Annotated in this window: 13 protein-coding genes; 9 read left to right on the forward strand and 4 right to left on the reverse strand. The window is 54.9% G+C overall.

All coding sequences use genetic code 11. The annotated features are described in order from the left end of the window. Positions 1-2: 2 nt before the first annotated feature. Positions 3-1,535, reverse strand: coding sequence for a Re/Si-specific NAD(P)(+) transhydrogenase subunit alpha (pntA, locus tag H7K52_RS05670; protein WP_182629813.1), 1,533 nt, complete (start codon positions 1,533-1,535; stop codon positions 3-5). Positions 1,536-2,074: 539 nt separating this feature from the next. Between pntA and ydgH the strand changes: the two genes are divergently transcribed. Beyond that, the gene (gene ydgH / locus H7K52_RS05675; RefSeq protein ID WP_003853736.1) at positions 2,075-3,028 is read left to right on the forward strand and encodes a DUF1471 family protein YdgH; all 954 of its coding nucleotides are present in this window, start codon (positions 2,075-2,077) and stop codon (positions 3,026-3,028) included. A gap of 203 nt (positions 3,029-3,231) precedes the next feature. Beyond that, a complete protein-coding gene (locus H7K52_RS05680) occupies positions 3,232-4,623 on the forward strand; it encodes a basic amino acid/polyamine antiporter (RefSeq protein ID WP_003853738.1) in 1,392 nt (463 codons plus the stop codon). Between the two features lie 133 nt (positions 4,624-4,756). Here H7K52_RS05680 and H7K52_RS05685 read toward each other — a convergent pair whose 3' ends face one another. Continuing rightward, positions 4,757-5,170 (reverse strand): hypothetical protein, encoded by a 414-nt coding sequence (locus H7K52_RS05685; protein WP_003853740.1) that lies wholly within the window; start codon positions 5,168-5,170, stop codon positions 4,757-4,759. Between the two features lie 178 nt (positions 5,171-5,348). Here H7K52_RS05685 and rstA point away from each other — a divergent pair, with 178 nt between their 5' ends. The 6 genes from rstA to H7K52_RS05710 all read left to right on the forward strand — a co-directional run bounded on the left by rstA (position 5,349) and on the right by H7K52_RS05710 (position 10,673). Beyond that, positions 5,349-6,074 carry a two-component system response regulator RstA gene (gene rstA, locus H7K52_RS05690; RefSeq protein ID WP_003853741.1) on the forward strand — a complete coding sequence of 242 codons (726 nt, stop codon included), beginning with the start codon at positions 5,349-5,351 and terminating at the stop codon, positions 6,072-6,074. Continuing rightward, complete coding sequence (gene rstB, locus H7K52_RS05695; protein WP_003853743.1) at positions 6,071-7,372, forward strand: two-component system sensor histidine kinase RstB; 1,302 nt, start codon at positions 6,071-6,073, stop codon at positions 7,370-7,372. Before rstA ends, rstB begins: the two co-directional genes overlap by 4 nt. A gap of 18 nt (positions 7,373-7,390) precedes the next feature. Beyond that, on the forward strand, positions 7,391-8,878 hold the full coding sequence (locus H7K52_RS05700; protein ID WP_078804437.1) for a carboxypeptidase M32: 1,488 nt from the start codon (positions 7,391-7,393) through the stop codon (positions 8,876-8,878). 159 nt (positions 8,879-9,037) lie between these two features. Beyond that, positions 9,038-9,568 carry an acid resistance repetitive basic protein Asr gene (gene asr, locus H7K52_RS05705; RefSeq protein WP_003853747.1) on the forward strand — a complete coding sequence of 177 codons (531 nt, stop codon included), beginning with the start codon at positions 9,038-9,040 and terminating at the stop codon, positions 9,566-9,568. Between the two features lie 81 nt (positions 9,569-9,649). Further along, on the forward strand, positions 9,650-9,748 hold the full coding sequence (gene ydgU / locus H7K52_RS19075; RefSeq protein ID WP_008925242.1) for a small membrane protein YdgU: 99 nt from the start codon (positions 9,650-9,652) through the stop codon (positions 9,746-9,748). Positions 9,749-9,863: 115 nt separating this feature from the next. Then, positions 9,864-10,673 (forward strand): trypsin-like serine peptidase, encoded by an 810-nt coding sequence (locus tag H7K52_RS05710; protein WP_182629814.1) that lies wholly within the window; start codon positions 9,864-9,866, stop codon positions 10,671-10,673. Between the two features lie 56 nt (positions 10,674-10,729). On the opposite strand, the gene hrpA is transcribed toward H7K52_RS05710, so the two are convergent. Next, on the reverse strand, positions 10,730-14,632 hold the full coding sequence (hrpA, locus tag H7K52_RS05715; protein ID WP_182629815.1) for an ATP-dependent RNA helicase HrpA: 3,903 nt from the start codon (positions 14,630-14,632) through the stop codon (positions 10,730-10,732). A gap of 255 nt (positions 14,633-14,887) precedes the next feature. On the opposite strand from hrpA, the gene azoR reads away from it, so the two are divergent. Beyond that, positions 14,888-15,487 (forward strand): FMN-dependent NADH-azoreductase, encoded by a 600-nt coding sequence (gene azoR / locus H7K52_RS05720; protein ID WP_140033388.1) that lies wholly within the window; start codon positions 14,888-14,890, stop codon positions 15,485-15,487. A 63-nt stretch (positions 15,488-15,550) separates the two neighbouring features. Here the strand turns inward: azoR and H7K52_RS05725 are convergent, their stop codons facing one another. After that, positions 15,551-15,889 carry a YdbL family probable chaperone protein gene (locus H7K52_RS05725; protein WP_008925245.1) on the reverse strand — a complete coding sequence of 113 codons (339 nt, stop codon included), beginning with the start codon at positions 15,887-15,889 and terminating at the stop codon, positions 15,551-15,553. Positions 15,890-15,892 lie beyond the last annotated feature (3 nt).

Raw genomic sequence — 15,892 nt, forward strand, 5'->3', positions numbered from 1 at the left:
TCTTACCCCTTACGAAACATTTTCAGCATGCGCTGGGTGACGGTAAAGCCACCAAAGATATTGATGCTGGCAATCAGCACGGCAATAAAGGAGATAAAGGTGACCCAGCCACCGTGCCCCATCTGCAAGACTGCCCCGATCACGATGATGCCGGATATGGCATTGGTCACGGACATCAGCGGCGTATGCAGCGCATGACTGATGTTCCAGACCACGTAATAACCCACCACACAGGCGAGCGCGAACACGGTAAAATGGGAGAGGAAATCGGCAGGCGCCACGTTGGCCAGGCTGCCAAACAACACGATGGCCAGAGCAATAAGTAGATATTTTCGCCACGGTGAAACAGGTTTCACCTCAATCTTCACTGCCGGTTTCGCGGTTGCCGGTGCAGCCTGAGGTGCAGCGGACACCTGAATCGGCGGTGCCGGCCAGGTGACTTCCCCCTCGCGCACCACAGTCACGCCCCGTACGACTACATCGTCGAAGTCGACCTGGATTTCGCCATTCTTCTCTTTGCACAGCAGCGTCATCAGGTTGACCAGGTTGGTGCCATAAAGCTGGGAGGATTGCGTTGCCAGACGGCTCGGCAGGTCGGTATAGCCAATGATTTTGACGCCGTCAGGTGTCACAGTAACCTGATCCGCGACGGTCAGCGCACAGTTGCCGCCAGTCTGCGCGGCCAGATCCACAATCACACTGCCGGGCTTCATGCTGGCAACCATCTCTTCGGTGATCAGTTTCGGTGCCGGTTTGCCAGGGATCAGCGCCGTGGTGACAATGATATCGACTTCTCTGGCCTGACTGGCAAACAGTGCCATCTCCGCTTTAATGAACGCCTCGGACATCACTTTGGCATAGCCATCACCGCTGCCAGCTTCCTCTTCGAAGTCGAGTTCAAGGAATTCGGCGCCCATACTCTGCACCTGCTCTTTGACTTCGGGACGGGTATCAAACGCCCGGACAATCGCGCCCAGACTGCCCGCTGCACCAATTGCTGCCAGCCCGGCCACACCCGCCCCAATCACCATCACTTTTGCAGGTGGCACTTTGCCCGCCGCCGTGATCTGCCCGGTAAAGAAGCGACCAAATTCATGCGCAGCTTCCACAATCGCACGATAACCGGCAATGTTTGCCATGGAGCTCAGCGCATCCAGCGACTGCGCCCGTGAAATGCGCGGCACCGAGTCCATTGCCATGACAGTGACCTGACGCGCGGCCAGTTTTGACAGCAGATCGGGATGTTGCGCGGGCCAGATAAAGCTAACCAGCGTGCTACCCGCGCGGGTCAGTGCAATCTCTTCGTCATCGGGTGCATTTACTTTCAGCACGATGTCGGACTGCCAGACCTGATCTCTGTCGCTGAGCGTGGCGCCAGCGGCGATATAGCTTTCATTATCGAAGCTGGCGCGTTTACCTGCGTCACGCTCCACGGTGACACTAAAACCCAGCCTGATGAGTTGTTCCACGGTCTTTGGCGTGGCGGCCACGCGCGACTCGTTTGGCAACCTTTCCTTGGGTATTCCAATTAACATAGTGTTTCCTTTCATCGGTTAAGGATGATGGCCCGTATCTGCACCACGACTGCGCAACTGAAACGCCGTTTCGGTTACTTATAGACGAAATGCATGTATTTCAAAGTGTTTATAACCTACTGAAAATGTGACCAGCGATCTATAGCGTCTGTACAGAGTGATGACATTCACTCAATTATTCAGCGTTCTGCTTAAAAATCGGTGTTAACCCACTGCAAAACAGCCTGACAGGCAAATATTCTGCCAGTGATAATGATCTGCGGGCGAATTAAGCATCAATAAAAACCTATAATTAACAATGCATTAACTGTTTAACCGATATTTGTTATCGCTTTTAGTGATAACCGTGGCTAAAACGGGCCATAACTGCGTTTGATGACAATTAAATGAAAAAATGATGGTTGAATAACGCGATCTGACACAAAAAATCGCTGCGACAGTCTGTTTATAACATGTAATAATCAGCGGCTAATCTGTTATACATCAAGAGTCCAGCACGTTTTCGTACTCATTTTTGCGTAAGGCGAAGGATTATTTTTATGAAGCTGAAGAACACTATTCTGGCGTCCACTTTGTTGTCCCTGCTGGCAGCCAACGCATTCGCTGCGCAGGAGTTAACGCCAGAAAAAGCGGCAGCGTTGAAGCCATTCGAACGTATTAATATCACCGGCCGTTTCAACGCGATCGGCGACGCTGCCGATGCCGTCTCTAAGCGTGCAGATCAGATGGGCGCTGCCTCTTATTACATCCAGGCAATCAACGACAGTAACGGCAACAGCGGTAACTGGCGCGTCACGGCTGACCTCTATAAAGCCGATGCGCCGGCAGCTTCAGCGTCAACAACGTATCGTCGCTTTAACGGCGTTAATGAACTGCCAAAAGCAGAAGCCTACAGACTTGAACCGTTTGATACCGTTTCGGTCAGCGGCTTCTTTGCCAGCCAGCCGGATGTTAACGACGCGATTTCAAAAGCCGCGAAAGAGAAAGGTGCCGCATCATTCTTTATCGTGCGCCAGATTGATGCTAACAGCGGTGGCAACCAGTACGTCACCGCCTATGTCTACAAAGCGGATGCTAAAGAACGTACAGTGCAGACACCAAACGCCATCCCAGCCGATTCAGAAGCAGGTAAAGCTGCGCTGGCAACCGGTGGCGCGGCAGCCGCTAACGTAGAGATTCCTGGCGTGGCCTCATCTGAAACGCCAAGCAACAAAGTGGGCCGTTTCTTCGAAACACAAAGCTCTACCGGTAAGCGCTACACGGTGAATCTGCCTAACGGTAAATCGGTGCAGGAAGTTAACGCGATTACCGCCGCGCAGATGCAGCCGTTTGATACCGTGACTTTCACGGGCCACTTCGGTTCACCTACTGAGGTTTCAGAAGAAGTGGCGAAGCGTGCTTCAGATAAAGGTGCCAAGTTCTATCACGTGACTCGTCAGTGGCAGAACCAGAGTGGCGGTAACCTGACCGTGACGGCTGACCTGTTTAAGTAATCCCTCACAGGGCGGCACCCGCCGCCCTGCTGTTTGCAAACCTGCTTTGTTTTGCATAGTTATGCATTGCCATCCCCTGCCACACTCCGTAAAATCCCCCGCCTGTTTTACCGGATATTGTCCCTGGATTGTGCCATTGGTCTGACATAACCCAGCGATATAATCCGATTTACCCAGCCATATATGCTAGCGGGAAGGTTGTTTTGGAGAAAAAATTAGGTCTCGGTGCGCTGACAGCACTGGTGCTCAGCTCAATGCTGGGTGCAGGTGTGTTCAGTCTGCCGCAAAACATGGCTGCAGTGGCCGGTCCGGCTGCTCTGCTGCTGGGTTGGCTGATCACCGGTGTCGGCATTATCTTTCTTTCGCTGGCGATGTTGCTGTTAACCCGCCTTAAACCCGAACTTGACGGCGGCATCTTTACTTACGCCCGCGCCGGATTCGGCGAACTAATGGGGTTCTGCTCTGCATGGGGCTACTGGCTGTGTGCTGTTATCGCCAATGTCTCCTATCTGGTAATTGTCTTCTCGGCCCTGAGCTTCTTCACCGATACGCCGGACCGGATTATTTTTGGTGATGGCAACACCTGGCAGGCGATGCTGGGCGCATCCGTGCTGCTGTGGCTGGTTCACTGGCTGGTGCTGCGCGGTGTGCAGACAGCAGCCAGCATCAATCTGATGGCCACGCTGGGCAAGCTGGTGCCCTTACTGCTGTTCATTGTGCTGGCGGTGATGGCGTTCAATTATGATCGCTTTCGCTTCGATTTTTCCGGCGTCACGCTGGGGCAACCGCTCTGGGAGCAGATCAAGCAAACCATGCTGATCACTCTTTGGGTCTTTATCGGGGTTGAGGGTGCGGTGGTGGTTTCTGCGCGTGCACGTCAGAAAAAGGATGTGGGCCGTGCAACACTTTTTGCCGTTCTGGCTGCCTTACTGGTCTATTTGCTGGTAACCCTGCTGTCGCTGGGCGTGGTTCCGCGCGCTGAACTGGCTGAAATGCGCAATCCGTCCATGGCGGGATTGATGACAAGACTAATGGGCAACTGGGGCGATGCGGTGATTGCGATTGGCCTGATCGTCTCTGTCTGTGGTGCCTACCTGAGCTGGACGATCATGGCTGCTGAAGTGCCGCTGATTGCTGCGCAGCAGGGGGCGTTTCCTCGCATTATCGCCCGACAGAACCGACACAACGCGCCGGCCGCCTCGCTGTGGCTGACCAACGGCAGCATTCAGCTCTGCCTGATCCTGATTGCCCTGACCGGTGCTAACTACAATAACCTGCTGACCATCGCCTCAGAGATGATTCTGGTGCCCTATTTGCTGGTGGGGTTATACCTGATCAAAGTGGTGCGCGGACAGAATAAACCCATGGCGATGGCGGTGGGTGTCGGCGCCAGTCTGTATGGCATCTGGCTGCTCTACGCGTCGGGGCCAATGCACCTGATGGCGTCAGTCGTGCTCTACTCCCCAGGCCTGCTGTTGTTTCTGTTTGCCCGACGCGGCGGCCGCGCTGATGTTGCGCTGACCTCGCTGGAGCGGATTGCAATGGGATTACTGATTGCTGCGACGCTGCCCGCTGTGTGGCAGCTGACCACATAGAGCCGGATCCATCGGGCGTCATTGTTGCAGAGAGTCTGGACACGGGTAGCGCAGGACACGCAGGCGTACATGAGGATAATGAGCGCTGCCCGGTGTCAGACTGACTGATTTACTAGCCTGGTGAGAGAGGTGCTTAGTGTGACTGCACCGGGATCGACACACACAGCAGGTCATCCTGCTGGGTAAGATTCAGCGGTTTTGAATATTCATGATGGATCGCGTCCAGCTGCTCCGCAGAGAGCGGATAAGGGAGCTGAATATCAAAACGGCTTATCTGCTGCTGTTCTGCGAGCGTAATCAGGCGTGCGATGTTAATTTCGTCGCTGACCTGAGTAGAAATGATTTGTAATGCTAATTCTTTTAACGGGTCGTCACTGCCCTGTAAACGGTGTGCTGATTTACGTGTCACCATGCCAAAGATCGGCATCACACCATAAATAGCATCAACGAAGCTCCAGCGCTTTTTGCAGGAAGCGGAAAGAAAGTCACTGTAATTGAAGCAGATGCGGTCGGGGTATATGGCTGATGCCAGCTCTTTATCAGACACACTAACGCTCCTCATGATAATCATCGATATCCCAAACCTGGCGCAAAAATGCCGCGCTAATGATTGCACATATTGACGGTTATATACCAGCAAGCCACGGATATTTCGTGCGATAACGTAGAGCTCAGGACCAGGACAAGATATGATTTCTCTCACGTCTGTTTCTGCTTTGTGAACTATGAACAAAATTGTTTATGTTGAAGATGAACCTGAAGTGGGTTCGCTGATTGCAGCTTACTTGGGTCGTCATGATATTGAGGTGATTGTCGAGACGCGCGGTGATCGTGCTGAAGCGGTGATAGCGGAACAGCAGCCGGATCTGGTGATGCTGGATATCATGTTACCCGGCAAGGATGGCATGACCATCTGCCGCGACCTCCGGGCCAACTGGCAGGGACCGATTGTGTTACTGACGTCACTGGACAGCGACATGAATCATATTCTGGCCCTGGAGATGGGTGCGCAGGATTACATTCTGAAAACCACCCCGCCTGCGGTGCTGCTGGCTCGCCTGCGCCTGCACCTGCGTCAGTCCCATCAGGGACAGCCGGAAGATACACCGAGCGCACCTGCTGCCAACCGTATGCTGCGTTTTGGCTCGCTGACCATTGATGCCCTGAACCGGCAGGTCACGCTGTTTGAGGAGCAGATCGCCCTTTCTACCGCAGATTTCGATCTGCTCTGGGTGCTCGCCAGTCATGCGGGCCAGACACTGAACCGGGATGCGCTGCTGAAAACATTGCGTGGCGTCAGCTATGATGGTTTAGACCGCAGCATCGACGTGGCGATCTCGCGGCTGCGTAAAAAGCTGCACGACAGCGCCACCGAGCCCTTCCGCATCAAAACTATCCGCAACAAAGGCTATCTGTTTGCACCTCAGGCCTGGGATACCCGCGGACTATGAGAAAGCTTTTTATTCAGTTCTATCTGCTGCTGTTTGTCTGCTTCCTGGTGATGGCCTTACTGGTGGGGCTGGTTTATAAGTTCACCGCTGAGCGGGCAGGCCGCCAGTCGATGAATGACCTGATGGCCAGCTCGCTCTACCTGATCCGCAGCGAACTGCGCGAGATCCCGCCGCGCGACTGGAATAAGACCATCAAGAGTCTCGATCTTGGTCTCTCATTCGACCTGCACATCGAGCCGATGAACAAATATCAGCTTGATGAAGGCAACATGCGTCGGTTGCGTGCCGGAGAGATTGTTGCGCTCGATGACCAGTACACCTTTTTACAGCATATTCCGCGCAGCCACTATGTGCTGTCAGTCGGACCAATTCCCTATCTTTTCTACCTGCATCAGATGCGGCTGCTGGATATTGCCCTGCTGGTGTTTATTGGCATGTCTCTGGCACTGCCGGTGTTCATCTGGCTTCGTCCCCACTGGCAGGAGATGCAGCGACTGGAAAAAGCAGCGCAGCGTTTTGGCCGGGGTGAGCTGGATGTACGTACCCATTTTGACAGTACCTCCAGCCTCTTTCGGCTTGGTATCGCCTTCAACCAGATGGCCGAGAATATCAATACGCTGGTAGCCAGCAAAAAGCAGCTGATTGATGGCATCGCCCATGAGCTTCGAACGCCGCTGGTGCGCCTGCGTTACCGGTTAGAGATGAGCGACAATCTTACGGATGGCGAACGGGTAGCGCTGAACCGCGATATCGGCCAGCTTGAAAGCCTGATAGAGGAACTGCTGACCTATGCACGACTTGATCGGCCGCGCGTCGATCTCAATCTTAAAACACTGGATCTCGCCAGCTGGTTGAGCGAGCGGCTTGACGATTTTCGCACCATCAACCCGGACATACGGCTCGACCTTGACCTGCCACAGCGTGAAAACATCGGCGTTTCTGATACCCGCCTGATGGAACGAGTGCTGGATAACCTGGTGAACAATGCGCTGCGTTATGCTCAGCAGCGGCTGCGTGTCAGTTTATGGTTTGATGGCGCGATTGGGTGTCTGCAGGTGGAAGATGATGGTCCCGGCATTCCGCCGGAAGAGCGTGAACGGGTTTTCGAACCCTTTGTCCGACTTGACCCGAGCCGCGACCGCGCCACAGGCGGCTGCGGATTAGGCCTGGCAATTGTCTACTCTATTGCTCAGGCGCTCAGCGGCAAGGTGACGATTGAGTCCAGCCCGCTGGGCGGCGCCAGCGTTCGCTTTTGCTGGCCGGTTGATCTAACCTTGCGCGAAATTGCGCAGCGTTAAAACCACAAGGAGTCTTACGTGACCTCAGCGTATCAACAACTGACCAAAACTTTCCAGCGCCTGTCCCGTTTCAGTCACGTCACGGCGATTGCCGGATGCGACATGCAGACCACCATGCCGCCGGGCGGCAGTCAGGCTCGCGGTGAAGCACTGGCTGAAATGAGCGTGCTGCAACACCAGATTCTGACTGCCCCTCAGGTCGGTGAGTGGCTTAAGGCTGCTGAGCAGCAGTCGCTGAACGATGTCGAGCGGGCCAATCTCAACGAGATGCAGCGCGCATATCAGCAGGCAACGCTGCTGCCTGATGATTTTGTTGAAGCCAAATCGATCGCCGGTTCGGTCTGCGAACATGCATGGCGCACTCAGCGTCCCGCCAATGACTGGCAGGGTTTTGCCGCCAACCTCAAAGAGGTGGTCCGCCTGAGCCGTGAAGAGGCCCAGCGCCGCGCCGACGCCAGTGGCTGTTCCCGTTACGATGCGCTGCTGGATCTCTATGAACCAGGTATGACCCGGGCCCGACTGGATCAAACCTTTGGCGAACTGAAAACCTGGCTACCTGACCTCTTACAGCAGGTCGTGGAAAAACAGGCACAGCAGAAGGTCATAACGCCGCAGGGGCCATTCGCCGTGCCTGCGCAGCGGCAGCTAGGTCTGAGCATTATGGAGACGCTGGGTTTCGACTTTAACCACGGTCGTCTGGACATCAGTGCACATCCCTTCTGTGGCGGTGTGCCGGAAGATGTGCGCATTACCACCCGTTACAATGAGAATGAGTTTCTCAGTGCCATGATGGGCGTGATTCACGAAACCGGCCATGCTCGCTATGAACAGAATCTGCCGAAGCAGTGGCGCGGTCAGCCGGTAGCACTGGCGCGATCAACGGCTATCCACGAATCACAAAGCCTGTTTATGGAGATGCAGCTTGGTCGCAGCCGTGAATTCCTGCAGCGCATTCTGCCGCAGGTGATCGCCACCTTTGGCGATCAACCCGCCCTGCTGGCGGATAATTTCGTGCGCCTGACCCAGCGGGTTTTGCCTGGCCTGATCCGGGTTGACGCTGACGAGCTCAGCTATCCGGCGCATGTCATTTTACGCTACGAAATTGAGCAGGCGTTGATCGAAGGGGACATTGAGGTTGAAGATATCCCGGCGCTGTGGGATGAGAAGATGATGCAGTCGCTGGGGCTGGATACGCGGGGTAACTACCGCGATGGCTGTATGCAGGATATTCACTGGACCGACGGCGCCTTCGGCTACTTCCCCACCTATACGCTGGGCGCAATGTACGCCGCGCAGCTGTTCCAGTCGTTACAGAAGGCTATTCCTCAGCTCAGTGAGCTGATTCAGCATGGTGAGCTGCAGCCGGTGTTCGACTGGCTGCAACAGAATATCTGGCAGCACGGCAGCCGTTTCCAGACCGACCAGTTGCTGATCAACGCCACTGGCGAAGCGCTGAACCCGGCTTTCTTCCGCCAGCACCTTGAACAACGTTACCTTAATAGCTAAGCTTTCGGGCGGTCATCTGACCGCCCTTTCCCGCCTTTGTACAATCGGTTACACGCCGATACCAAACACCCACGGACACCGTTCATTGATTTCCCTATAGTCTCTTCACCGGCCCCGCAGTGGGCTACACATGAAAAAATAGTCTCCGAGGGATTTGCGATGAAAAAATTATTTGCACTGGTTGTCGCCGCTGCTATGGGTATGTCTTCTGTTGCTTTCGCTGCTGACACCACAGCTGCTCCAGCTGCTGCGCCAGCCGCAACAACTACTACTCCTGCCGCTGCAGCACCGGCTAAAACTGTTCACAAGACTGCGCACAAGAAACACCATAAAGCTGCTCAGAAAGCCCAGGCTGCTAAGAAACACCACAAAAAAGCGGTGAAAAAAGATGCAGCGCAGAAAGCGCAGGCTGCTAAAAAAGTTCACCACAAAAAAGCGGTAAAACCTGCTGCACAGAAAGCTCAGGCCGCTAAAAAAGTTCACCACAAAAAAGTAACTAAACCAGCCGCTCAGAAAGCGCAGGCTGCTAAAAAAGTTCATCACAAAAAAGTAACTAAACCAGCTGCCCAGAAAGCTCAGGCTGCTAAAAAAATGCACCACAAAAAAGTAACTAAACCAGCTGCCCAGAAAGCGCAGGCTGCTAAGAAAATGCACCACAAAAAAGTTGTGAAACCAGCAGCTAAAAACTAAGGTCGCCTTCAGCGCACGGCCACGAGATGATGAATAAAAACACCCGGTTCTGCCGGGTGTTTCTTTACTGGAGTGGATGAAATGACGAGAGTGGATGAAATAGTGCGTCGCTATCGCTTCGAAATTATTCTGCTTGTTATGATCCTGTGTGGCATTGTTGCAGCCAGCTTTTTTATTTAGATGCTGTAGTGTACTGATTAACCAATAAAACTCCCTTTTTCAACGCTCACCGACTATAGTTACCGTACTTACGTAATAACAATAACGTTAATTTTTTCTCGCCATTGAGATTTCTATGCGCCTGGCTACCTTGTTAATGGTTGGACTCTTCAGCTTTGCCACCACGGTTCATGCCGATGATGACGATGACTCGCCTACTCCTGCTGAGATTAAGATGCTGTTCTTCGGCAAGGATCATCGCCAGGCAATCACCGATATTATTGCTGCCCCCTGGGATGCCATTGGCCAGCTGGAAACCGAAAGTGGTAACCTCTGTACTGCCACGCTCATCTCTCCCCATCTGGCCCTGACCGCCGGACACTGTCTGCTTTCCCCGCCCGGGAATTTCGATAAGCCGGTTGCGCTGCGATTTATGGCCAGCGATAAAGGGTGGCGCTACGAGCTTCATGATATTGATGCGCGGGTGGAACCTTCGCTGGCGTCAAAATTAAAAGCGGATGGCGAAGGCTGGATCGTGCCGAGCAGTGCAGCACCCTATGATTACGGCATCGTGATATTACGCAATCCGCCTTCAGCGATTACGCCCATTCCCTTGTTTGATGGCTCACGCAGCGATCTCACGGCGGCGCTGAAGCTGACCGGACGTAAAGTGACGCAGGCAGGCTATCCGGCCGATCATCTGGATACGCTCTACTCCCACAGCGATTGCCTGATTACCGGCTGGGCGCAACGTGCGGTGCTGTCGCATCAGTGTGACACGCTGCCGGGTGACAGTGGTTCACCGCTGCTGCTTAAAAGCGATAATGGCTGGCAGTTAATCGCGGTACAAAGCTCTGCGCCCGCAGCGAAAGATCGCTATCTGGCTGACAACCGCGCAATTTCGGTCACCTCGTTTAAAGACAAGCTGGAATCCCTCGCGCAGTAACCGCACTGACGCTTTACCATTGGGTGCGCGCCTGTTAAGACGCGCACCCTGGCTTTTTAAGCCGCTATCTGTTCCATCGTCTGCAGGATGCGCTTATCTGAAATGGGATAAGGTGTGCCTAACTGCTGAGCAAAGTAACTGATACGTAGCTCTTCAATCATCCAGCGGATGTTCTGAACCTCTTCATCATCCTGACGCTGCGGCGGCAACTTATTACGCCACGCCTGATACGCCTGTTCCACTGCCTGCACTTTTAACATGCGCGCCCGATCGCTGTGCGGGTCAGCAGGCAGCTTTTCGAGCCGCCGTTCAATACCATTCAGATAACGCAGCGTATCGGCCAGTCGCTGCCAGCCATTGCCGGTGACAAAGCCGCGATAGACCAGACCATTTACCTGCGCCTTGATATCCGATAATGCCAGCGCCATGGTCATATCAACCCGGCCTTTCAGACGCTTATTGATGTTGAAGACGGCCGTGAGGATCTGCTCAACCTGTTGTGCGATCGTCACAACGGTCTCATTGAGTTCACCGCGCACTTTGTCACGCAACTGCTCAAACGCGCCCTGGTCCCAGGCCGGACCGCCCGCTTCACCTATCAGCTTATCAATACCACAGGCGATACAGTCGTCGATGAGCTCCAGCACTTTGCCATAAGGGTTAAAGTAGAGTCCGAGCTTGGCTTTGTTCGGCAATTTCTCGTGCAGATATTTAACCGGAGACGGCACATTCAGCAGCAGCAAGCGACGCTGACCGCGCCACATCATTTTTTGCTGCTCCTGCTCGCTGTCAAACAGGCGAATGGCGACGCTCTCTTTCTCATCGACCAGCGCAGGCCAGGCTTTGACCTGATAGCTGCCGCGCTTCTGTTCATAGCTGCGCGGCAGATCGCCGAAGCTCCAGATGTGCAGTCCGCTCTGCTCCAGCCCGTCATCCGCCACTTTCGATAGCGTTTCCTGCACTTTATCTTTCAGCTGCGCCTTGAGCGCGGTGAGATCTTTACCTTCCAGCAGTTTACGGTTGTTCTCGTCTACCACGCGGAACGTCATTTTCAGATGATCGGGCACCTGTTCCCACTGCCAGTTTTCACGTTCCAGCGTGACACCGGTCATGCGGCGAAACTCACGCGACAGCGCATCAAGCAGTGGCATCTCCATCGCCTTCACGCGTCCCAGAAACGCTTCAGCGTAGTTGGGAGCTGGCACCAGGTTACGGCGCAGCGGTTTGGGCAGCGACTTAATCAGCGCGATGATCAGCTCACGACGCACGCCTGGGATCTGCCATTCAAAGCCGCTATCCTCAACCTGATTCAGCAGCGGCAGCGGAATATGCACCGTGACGCCATCCGCATCGGCACCTGGCTCGAACTGATAACTCAGCCTGAGTTTGAGGTTGCCCTGATGCCAGAAATTGGGGTAGTCGAGCTGGCTGACTTTATCCGCGCCTTCTTTGATCAGCATCTGCTTGTCGAAGTTCAGCAGCTCGGCGTTTTCACGGCTGGCCTGCTTCCACCAGCTGTCAAAATGCTTCGCCGACACCACCTCTTTGCCAATGCGCTGGTCATAAAAAGCAAACAGCGTTTCGTCATCCACCAGGATGTCGCGGCGACGGGATTTGTGTTCCAGATCCTCGACTTCACTACGCAGCTTCTGGTTAGCCCGGAAGAAAGCATGACGCGTCTGCCAGTCGCCTTCCACCAGCGCGTGGCGGATAAACAGCTCACGGCTCAGTGTAGGATCGATGCTGCCATAGTTCACTTTGCGAGCGGCCACAATCGGCAGACCATAGAGCGTGACTTTTTCAGCGGCCATCACCGCGCCCTGCGATTTCTCCCAGTGCGGTTCGCTGTAGCTGCGCTTAATCAGATGCTGCGCCAGCGGCTCAATCCACTCTGGCTCAATGCGCCCCGCCGTGCGGCCCCACAGGCGGCTGGTCTCAACCAGCTCCGCGACCATGGCCCACTTCGGCGGCTTCTTAAACAGCCCGGAGCCAGGGAAGATGGCGAAGCGGGTGTTGCGTGCACCGGTATACTCCTGCTTATCGGCATCTTTCTGACCGATGTGCGACAGCAGACCACTTAACAGCGCACAGTGAACGGGCTGCAGCTCAGCCGGTTCGCTGTTCACCGGAATCCCCAGTTCCCGCACCACCTGCCGCAGCTGGGTATAGATATCCTGCCATTCCCGCACGCGCAGATAGTTAAGGAAGTCGGTTTTGCACTGACGACGGAAAACATTGCCGGACAGCGCTTTCTGCTGATCCGCCAGATAGTTCCAGAGATTCACGTAGGCAAGAAAGTCGGAGTCTTTATCAGCAAAGCGTCGATGCTTCTCATCCGAAGCCTGCTTTTTATCTGCCGGACGCTCACGGGGATCCTGAATCGACAGGCCTGCGGTGATAATCATCACTTCGCGCACGCAGCCAAATTTCTGCGCTTCCAGCACCATCCGCGCCAGGCGAGGATCCACGGGCAGCTGCGCCAGCTGACGCCCGGATCCGGTCAGCTTGTAGTGACCGTTCTCTTCATTCAGCGTCAGCGCCCCCAGCTCTTCCAGCAGACGGACACCATCCTGAATATTGCGTTTATCGGGTGCTTCCACAAACGGGAAGGCGGCAATATCGCCCAGACCCAGCGAGGTCATCTGCAGGATAACCGACGCCAGGTTGGTGCGCAGGATTTCAGGATCGGTAAAGGCCGGACGACTCAGGAAGTCATCTTCTGCGTAGAGGCGAATACAGATACCGTCTGACACACGCCCGCAGCGCCCTTTACGCTGATTGGCAGACGCCTGGGATATGGGCTCAATCGGCAGACGCTGCACTTTGGTGCGGAAGCTGTAACGGCTGATACGCGCCGTGCCGGGATCGATCACATATTTAATTCCAGGCACCGTCAGTGAGGTTTCCGCAACGTTGGTCGCCAGCACGATGCGACGACCGCTGTGCGACTGAAACACCCGATTCTGCTCAGCATTGGACAGCCGGGCATAGAGTGGCAGCACTTCGGTGTGCGGAAGATCGCGTTTGTTGAGCGCGTCGGCGGTATCGCGTATTTCGCGCTCGCCGCTCATAAAGATCAGGATATCGCCACGGCTTTCCCGTCCCAGTTCATCCACCGCATCAAAAATCGCCTGCAGCTGATCACGGTCGCCATCATCCGCCTCTTCGACCACCGGACGATAGCGCACTTCAACAGGATACGTGCGGCCAGAAACTTCAATCACCGGCGCATTATTGAAATGACGGGAGAAGCGCTGAGGATCGATGGTAGCGGAAGTGATGATGACTTTCAGATCGGGGCGGCGTGGCAACAGCTCACGCAGATAACCGAGCAGGAAGTCGATATTCAGGCTGCGTTCATGGGCTTCATCAATGATGATGGTGTCATATTGCATCAGCAGGCGATCCTGCTGGATTTCCGCCAGCAGAATCCCGTCAGTCATCAGTTTAATCTGCGTCAGATCGCTGACCTGGTCGTTGAACCGCACTTTGTAGCCGACACAGCCGCCCAGTGAGGTGCTGAGCTCATCGGCAATGCGGTTCGCCACGGTCCGCGCGGCCAGACGGCGCGGCTGAGTATGGCCAATCAGCCCGGTAACACCGCGTCCCAGTGCCAGACAAATTTTCGGCAACTGGGTGGTTTTACCTGAACCGGTTTCACCAGCGACAATCACCACCTGATGATCGCGAATCGCCTCAGCAATATCCTGCTGCTTCTGACTCACCGGCAGATTGTCCGGGAACGTAATCGCTGGGGTAGCCGCGCGGCGCTGGGCCACGCGCTGTTCGGCGGCGACGAACTCCAGCGCCAGCTCGCTGGCAATGCCCTGCTGCGCCTCAGGATTTTTGGTTTTTCTGGCTCCCTGCAGGCGGCGCTGTAGCCGCTGGCGATCGCGCAGCATTAAACCGTCGAGCCGTGACCAGAGCGCTGCCAGTGGGGAAGTATCGGGTGATGACATAATTGTGACGTACCTTACTCAGACGGTGTCGCTACGTAAAGCAGCGCCCTGAAGCCGGGGTAACCAGCTGATTCAATAAAATAATTGCGCGTATCATAGCACATTCTGAACTGTTCAGGCGGCAGCTCCCGGTTACGCTTATTCAATAAATTCGAACATGGGTCTCGAAATATTGCGCTTTCACCGCGCCATCGATAACCGTAGAGTGTAAACCATTGAGCGGAAAGTCTTCCGCGTAACAGACAGGAAACCACCATGAGCACAGTTTTAGTTCTGAAATCAAGCATCCTTGCAGGCTACTCACAATCAAGCCAGCTCGCTGACTTCTACGTTGAACAGGCAAAGGCACAGGGTAAAGAAGTTACTGTACGTGACCTGGCGGCTAACCCGATTCCGGTTCTGGATGGTGAGTTAGTGGGTGCAATGCGTCCTTCTGATACGCCACTCTCCCCGCGTCAGCAGGAAGCACTGGATCTGTCCGATGAACTGATTGCAGAACTGCAGGCTCATGATGAAATCGTCATTGCCGCGCCAATGTACAACTTCAACATCCCTACGCAGCTGAAAAACTATTTCGACCTGATTGCCCGTGCTGGCGTGACGTTCCGCTACACCGAAGCAGGCCCGGAAGGTCTGGTTAAAGGCAAAACTGCAGTGGTTATCTCAAGCCGTGGTGGCATTCACAAAGATACCCCAACTGACCTGCTGACCCCTTACGTCAAGCTGTTCCTTGGCTTCATCGGCATCACTGACGTTGAGTTCGTGTTTGCTGAAGGCATCGCCTACGGTCCGGAAGTGGCCAGCAAAGCGACCGCCGAAGCGAAAGACGCTATCACGCAGATCGTGACCGCATAACGCTCAGCCATCTCAGGATGACGCTGTCAAAGACCGGGCCTGTGCCCGGTTTTTTTTCGCCGGTTAGTTGCTGCTGTCTGCCTCTTTTCTCAGCCATTGACCATTAATGCCACGCACATACTCTCCCGCTGCGGCACGGCTCACCAGTTTCTGTCCGGCAATGCTGGCCACATCGGCCGTGGAGAGATTGTTCTGGCCGGCCAGCCGCTGATACTCCTGCTGACGCCCGGCATTAATCCGCTGCACCAGCGCCAGCGTTTCACTGTCCTGCGAACGTGCCGCCAGATAGCCGGAGAGCGTTTCACCTGCACGGCCTGATTGCCTTGCCTCGTCGAGCGTCAGTGCCCAGGCAGGGAGCGCCATCGTCAGGGCAAGTAACAGCGCCGCGCTTATGCGTTTCATCAT

Source organism: Pantoea hericii (assembly GCF_014155795.1).
GTDB classification, from domain to species: Bacteria; Pseudomonadota; Gammaproteobacteria; order Enterobacterales; family Enterobacteriaceae; genus Pantoea; species Pantoea eucalypti.

Bases quoted from the DNA above. Each gene is read 5' to 3' on its own strand.
- H7K52_RS05710 (WP_182629814.1), top strand. From the start codon at position 9,864: ATGCGCCTGGCTACCTTGTTAATGGTTGGACTCTTCAGCTTTGCCACC.
- rstB (WP_003853743.1), top strand. From the start codon at position 6,071: ATGAGAAAGCTTTTTATTCAGTTCTATCTGCTGCTGTTTGTCTGCTTC.
- pntA (WP_182629813.1), bottom strand. From the start codon at position 1,535: ATGTTAATTGGAATACCCAAGGAAAGGTTGCCAAACGAGTCGCGCGTG.
- ydgH (WP_003853736.1), top strand. From the start codon at position 2,075: ATGAAGCTGAAGAACACTATTCTGGCGTCCACTTTGTTGTCCCTGCTG.
- azoR (WP_140033388.1), top strand. From the start codon at position 14,888: ATGAGCACAGTTTTAGTTCTGAAATCAAGCATCCTTGCAGGCTACTCA.
- H7K52_RS05725 (WP_008925245.1), bottom strand. From the start codon at position 15,889: ATGAAACGCATAAGCGCGGCGCTGTTACTTGCCCTGACGATGGCGCTC.
- rstA (WP_003853741.1), top strand. From the start codon at position 5,349: ATGAACAAAATTGTTTATGTTGAAGATGAACCTGAAGTGGGTTCGCTG.
- hrpA (WP_182629815.1), bottom strand. From the start codon at position 14,632: ATGTCATCACCCGATACTTCCCCACTGGCAGCGCTCTGGTCACGGCTC.
- asr (WP_003853747.1), top strand. From the start codon at position 9,038: ATGAAAAAATTATTTGCACTGGTTGTCGCCGCTGCTATGGGTATGTCT.
- ydgU (WP_008925242.1), top strand. From the start codon at position 9,650: ATGACGAGAGTGGATGAAATAGTGCGTCGCTATCGCTTCGAAATTATT.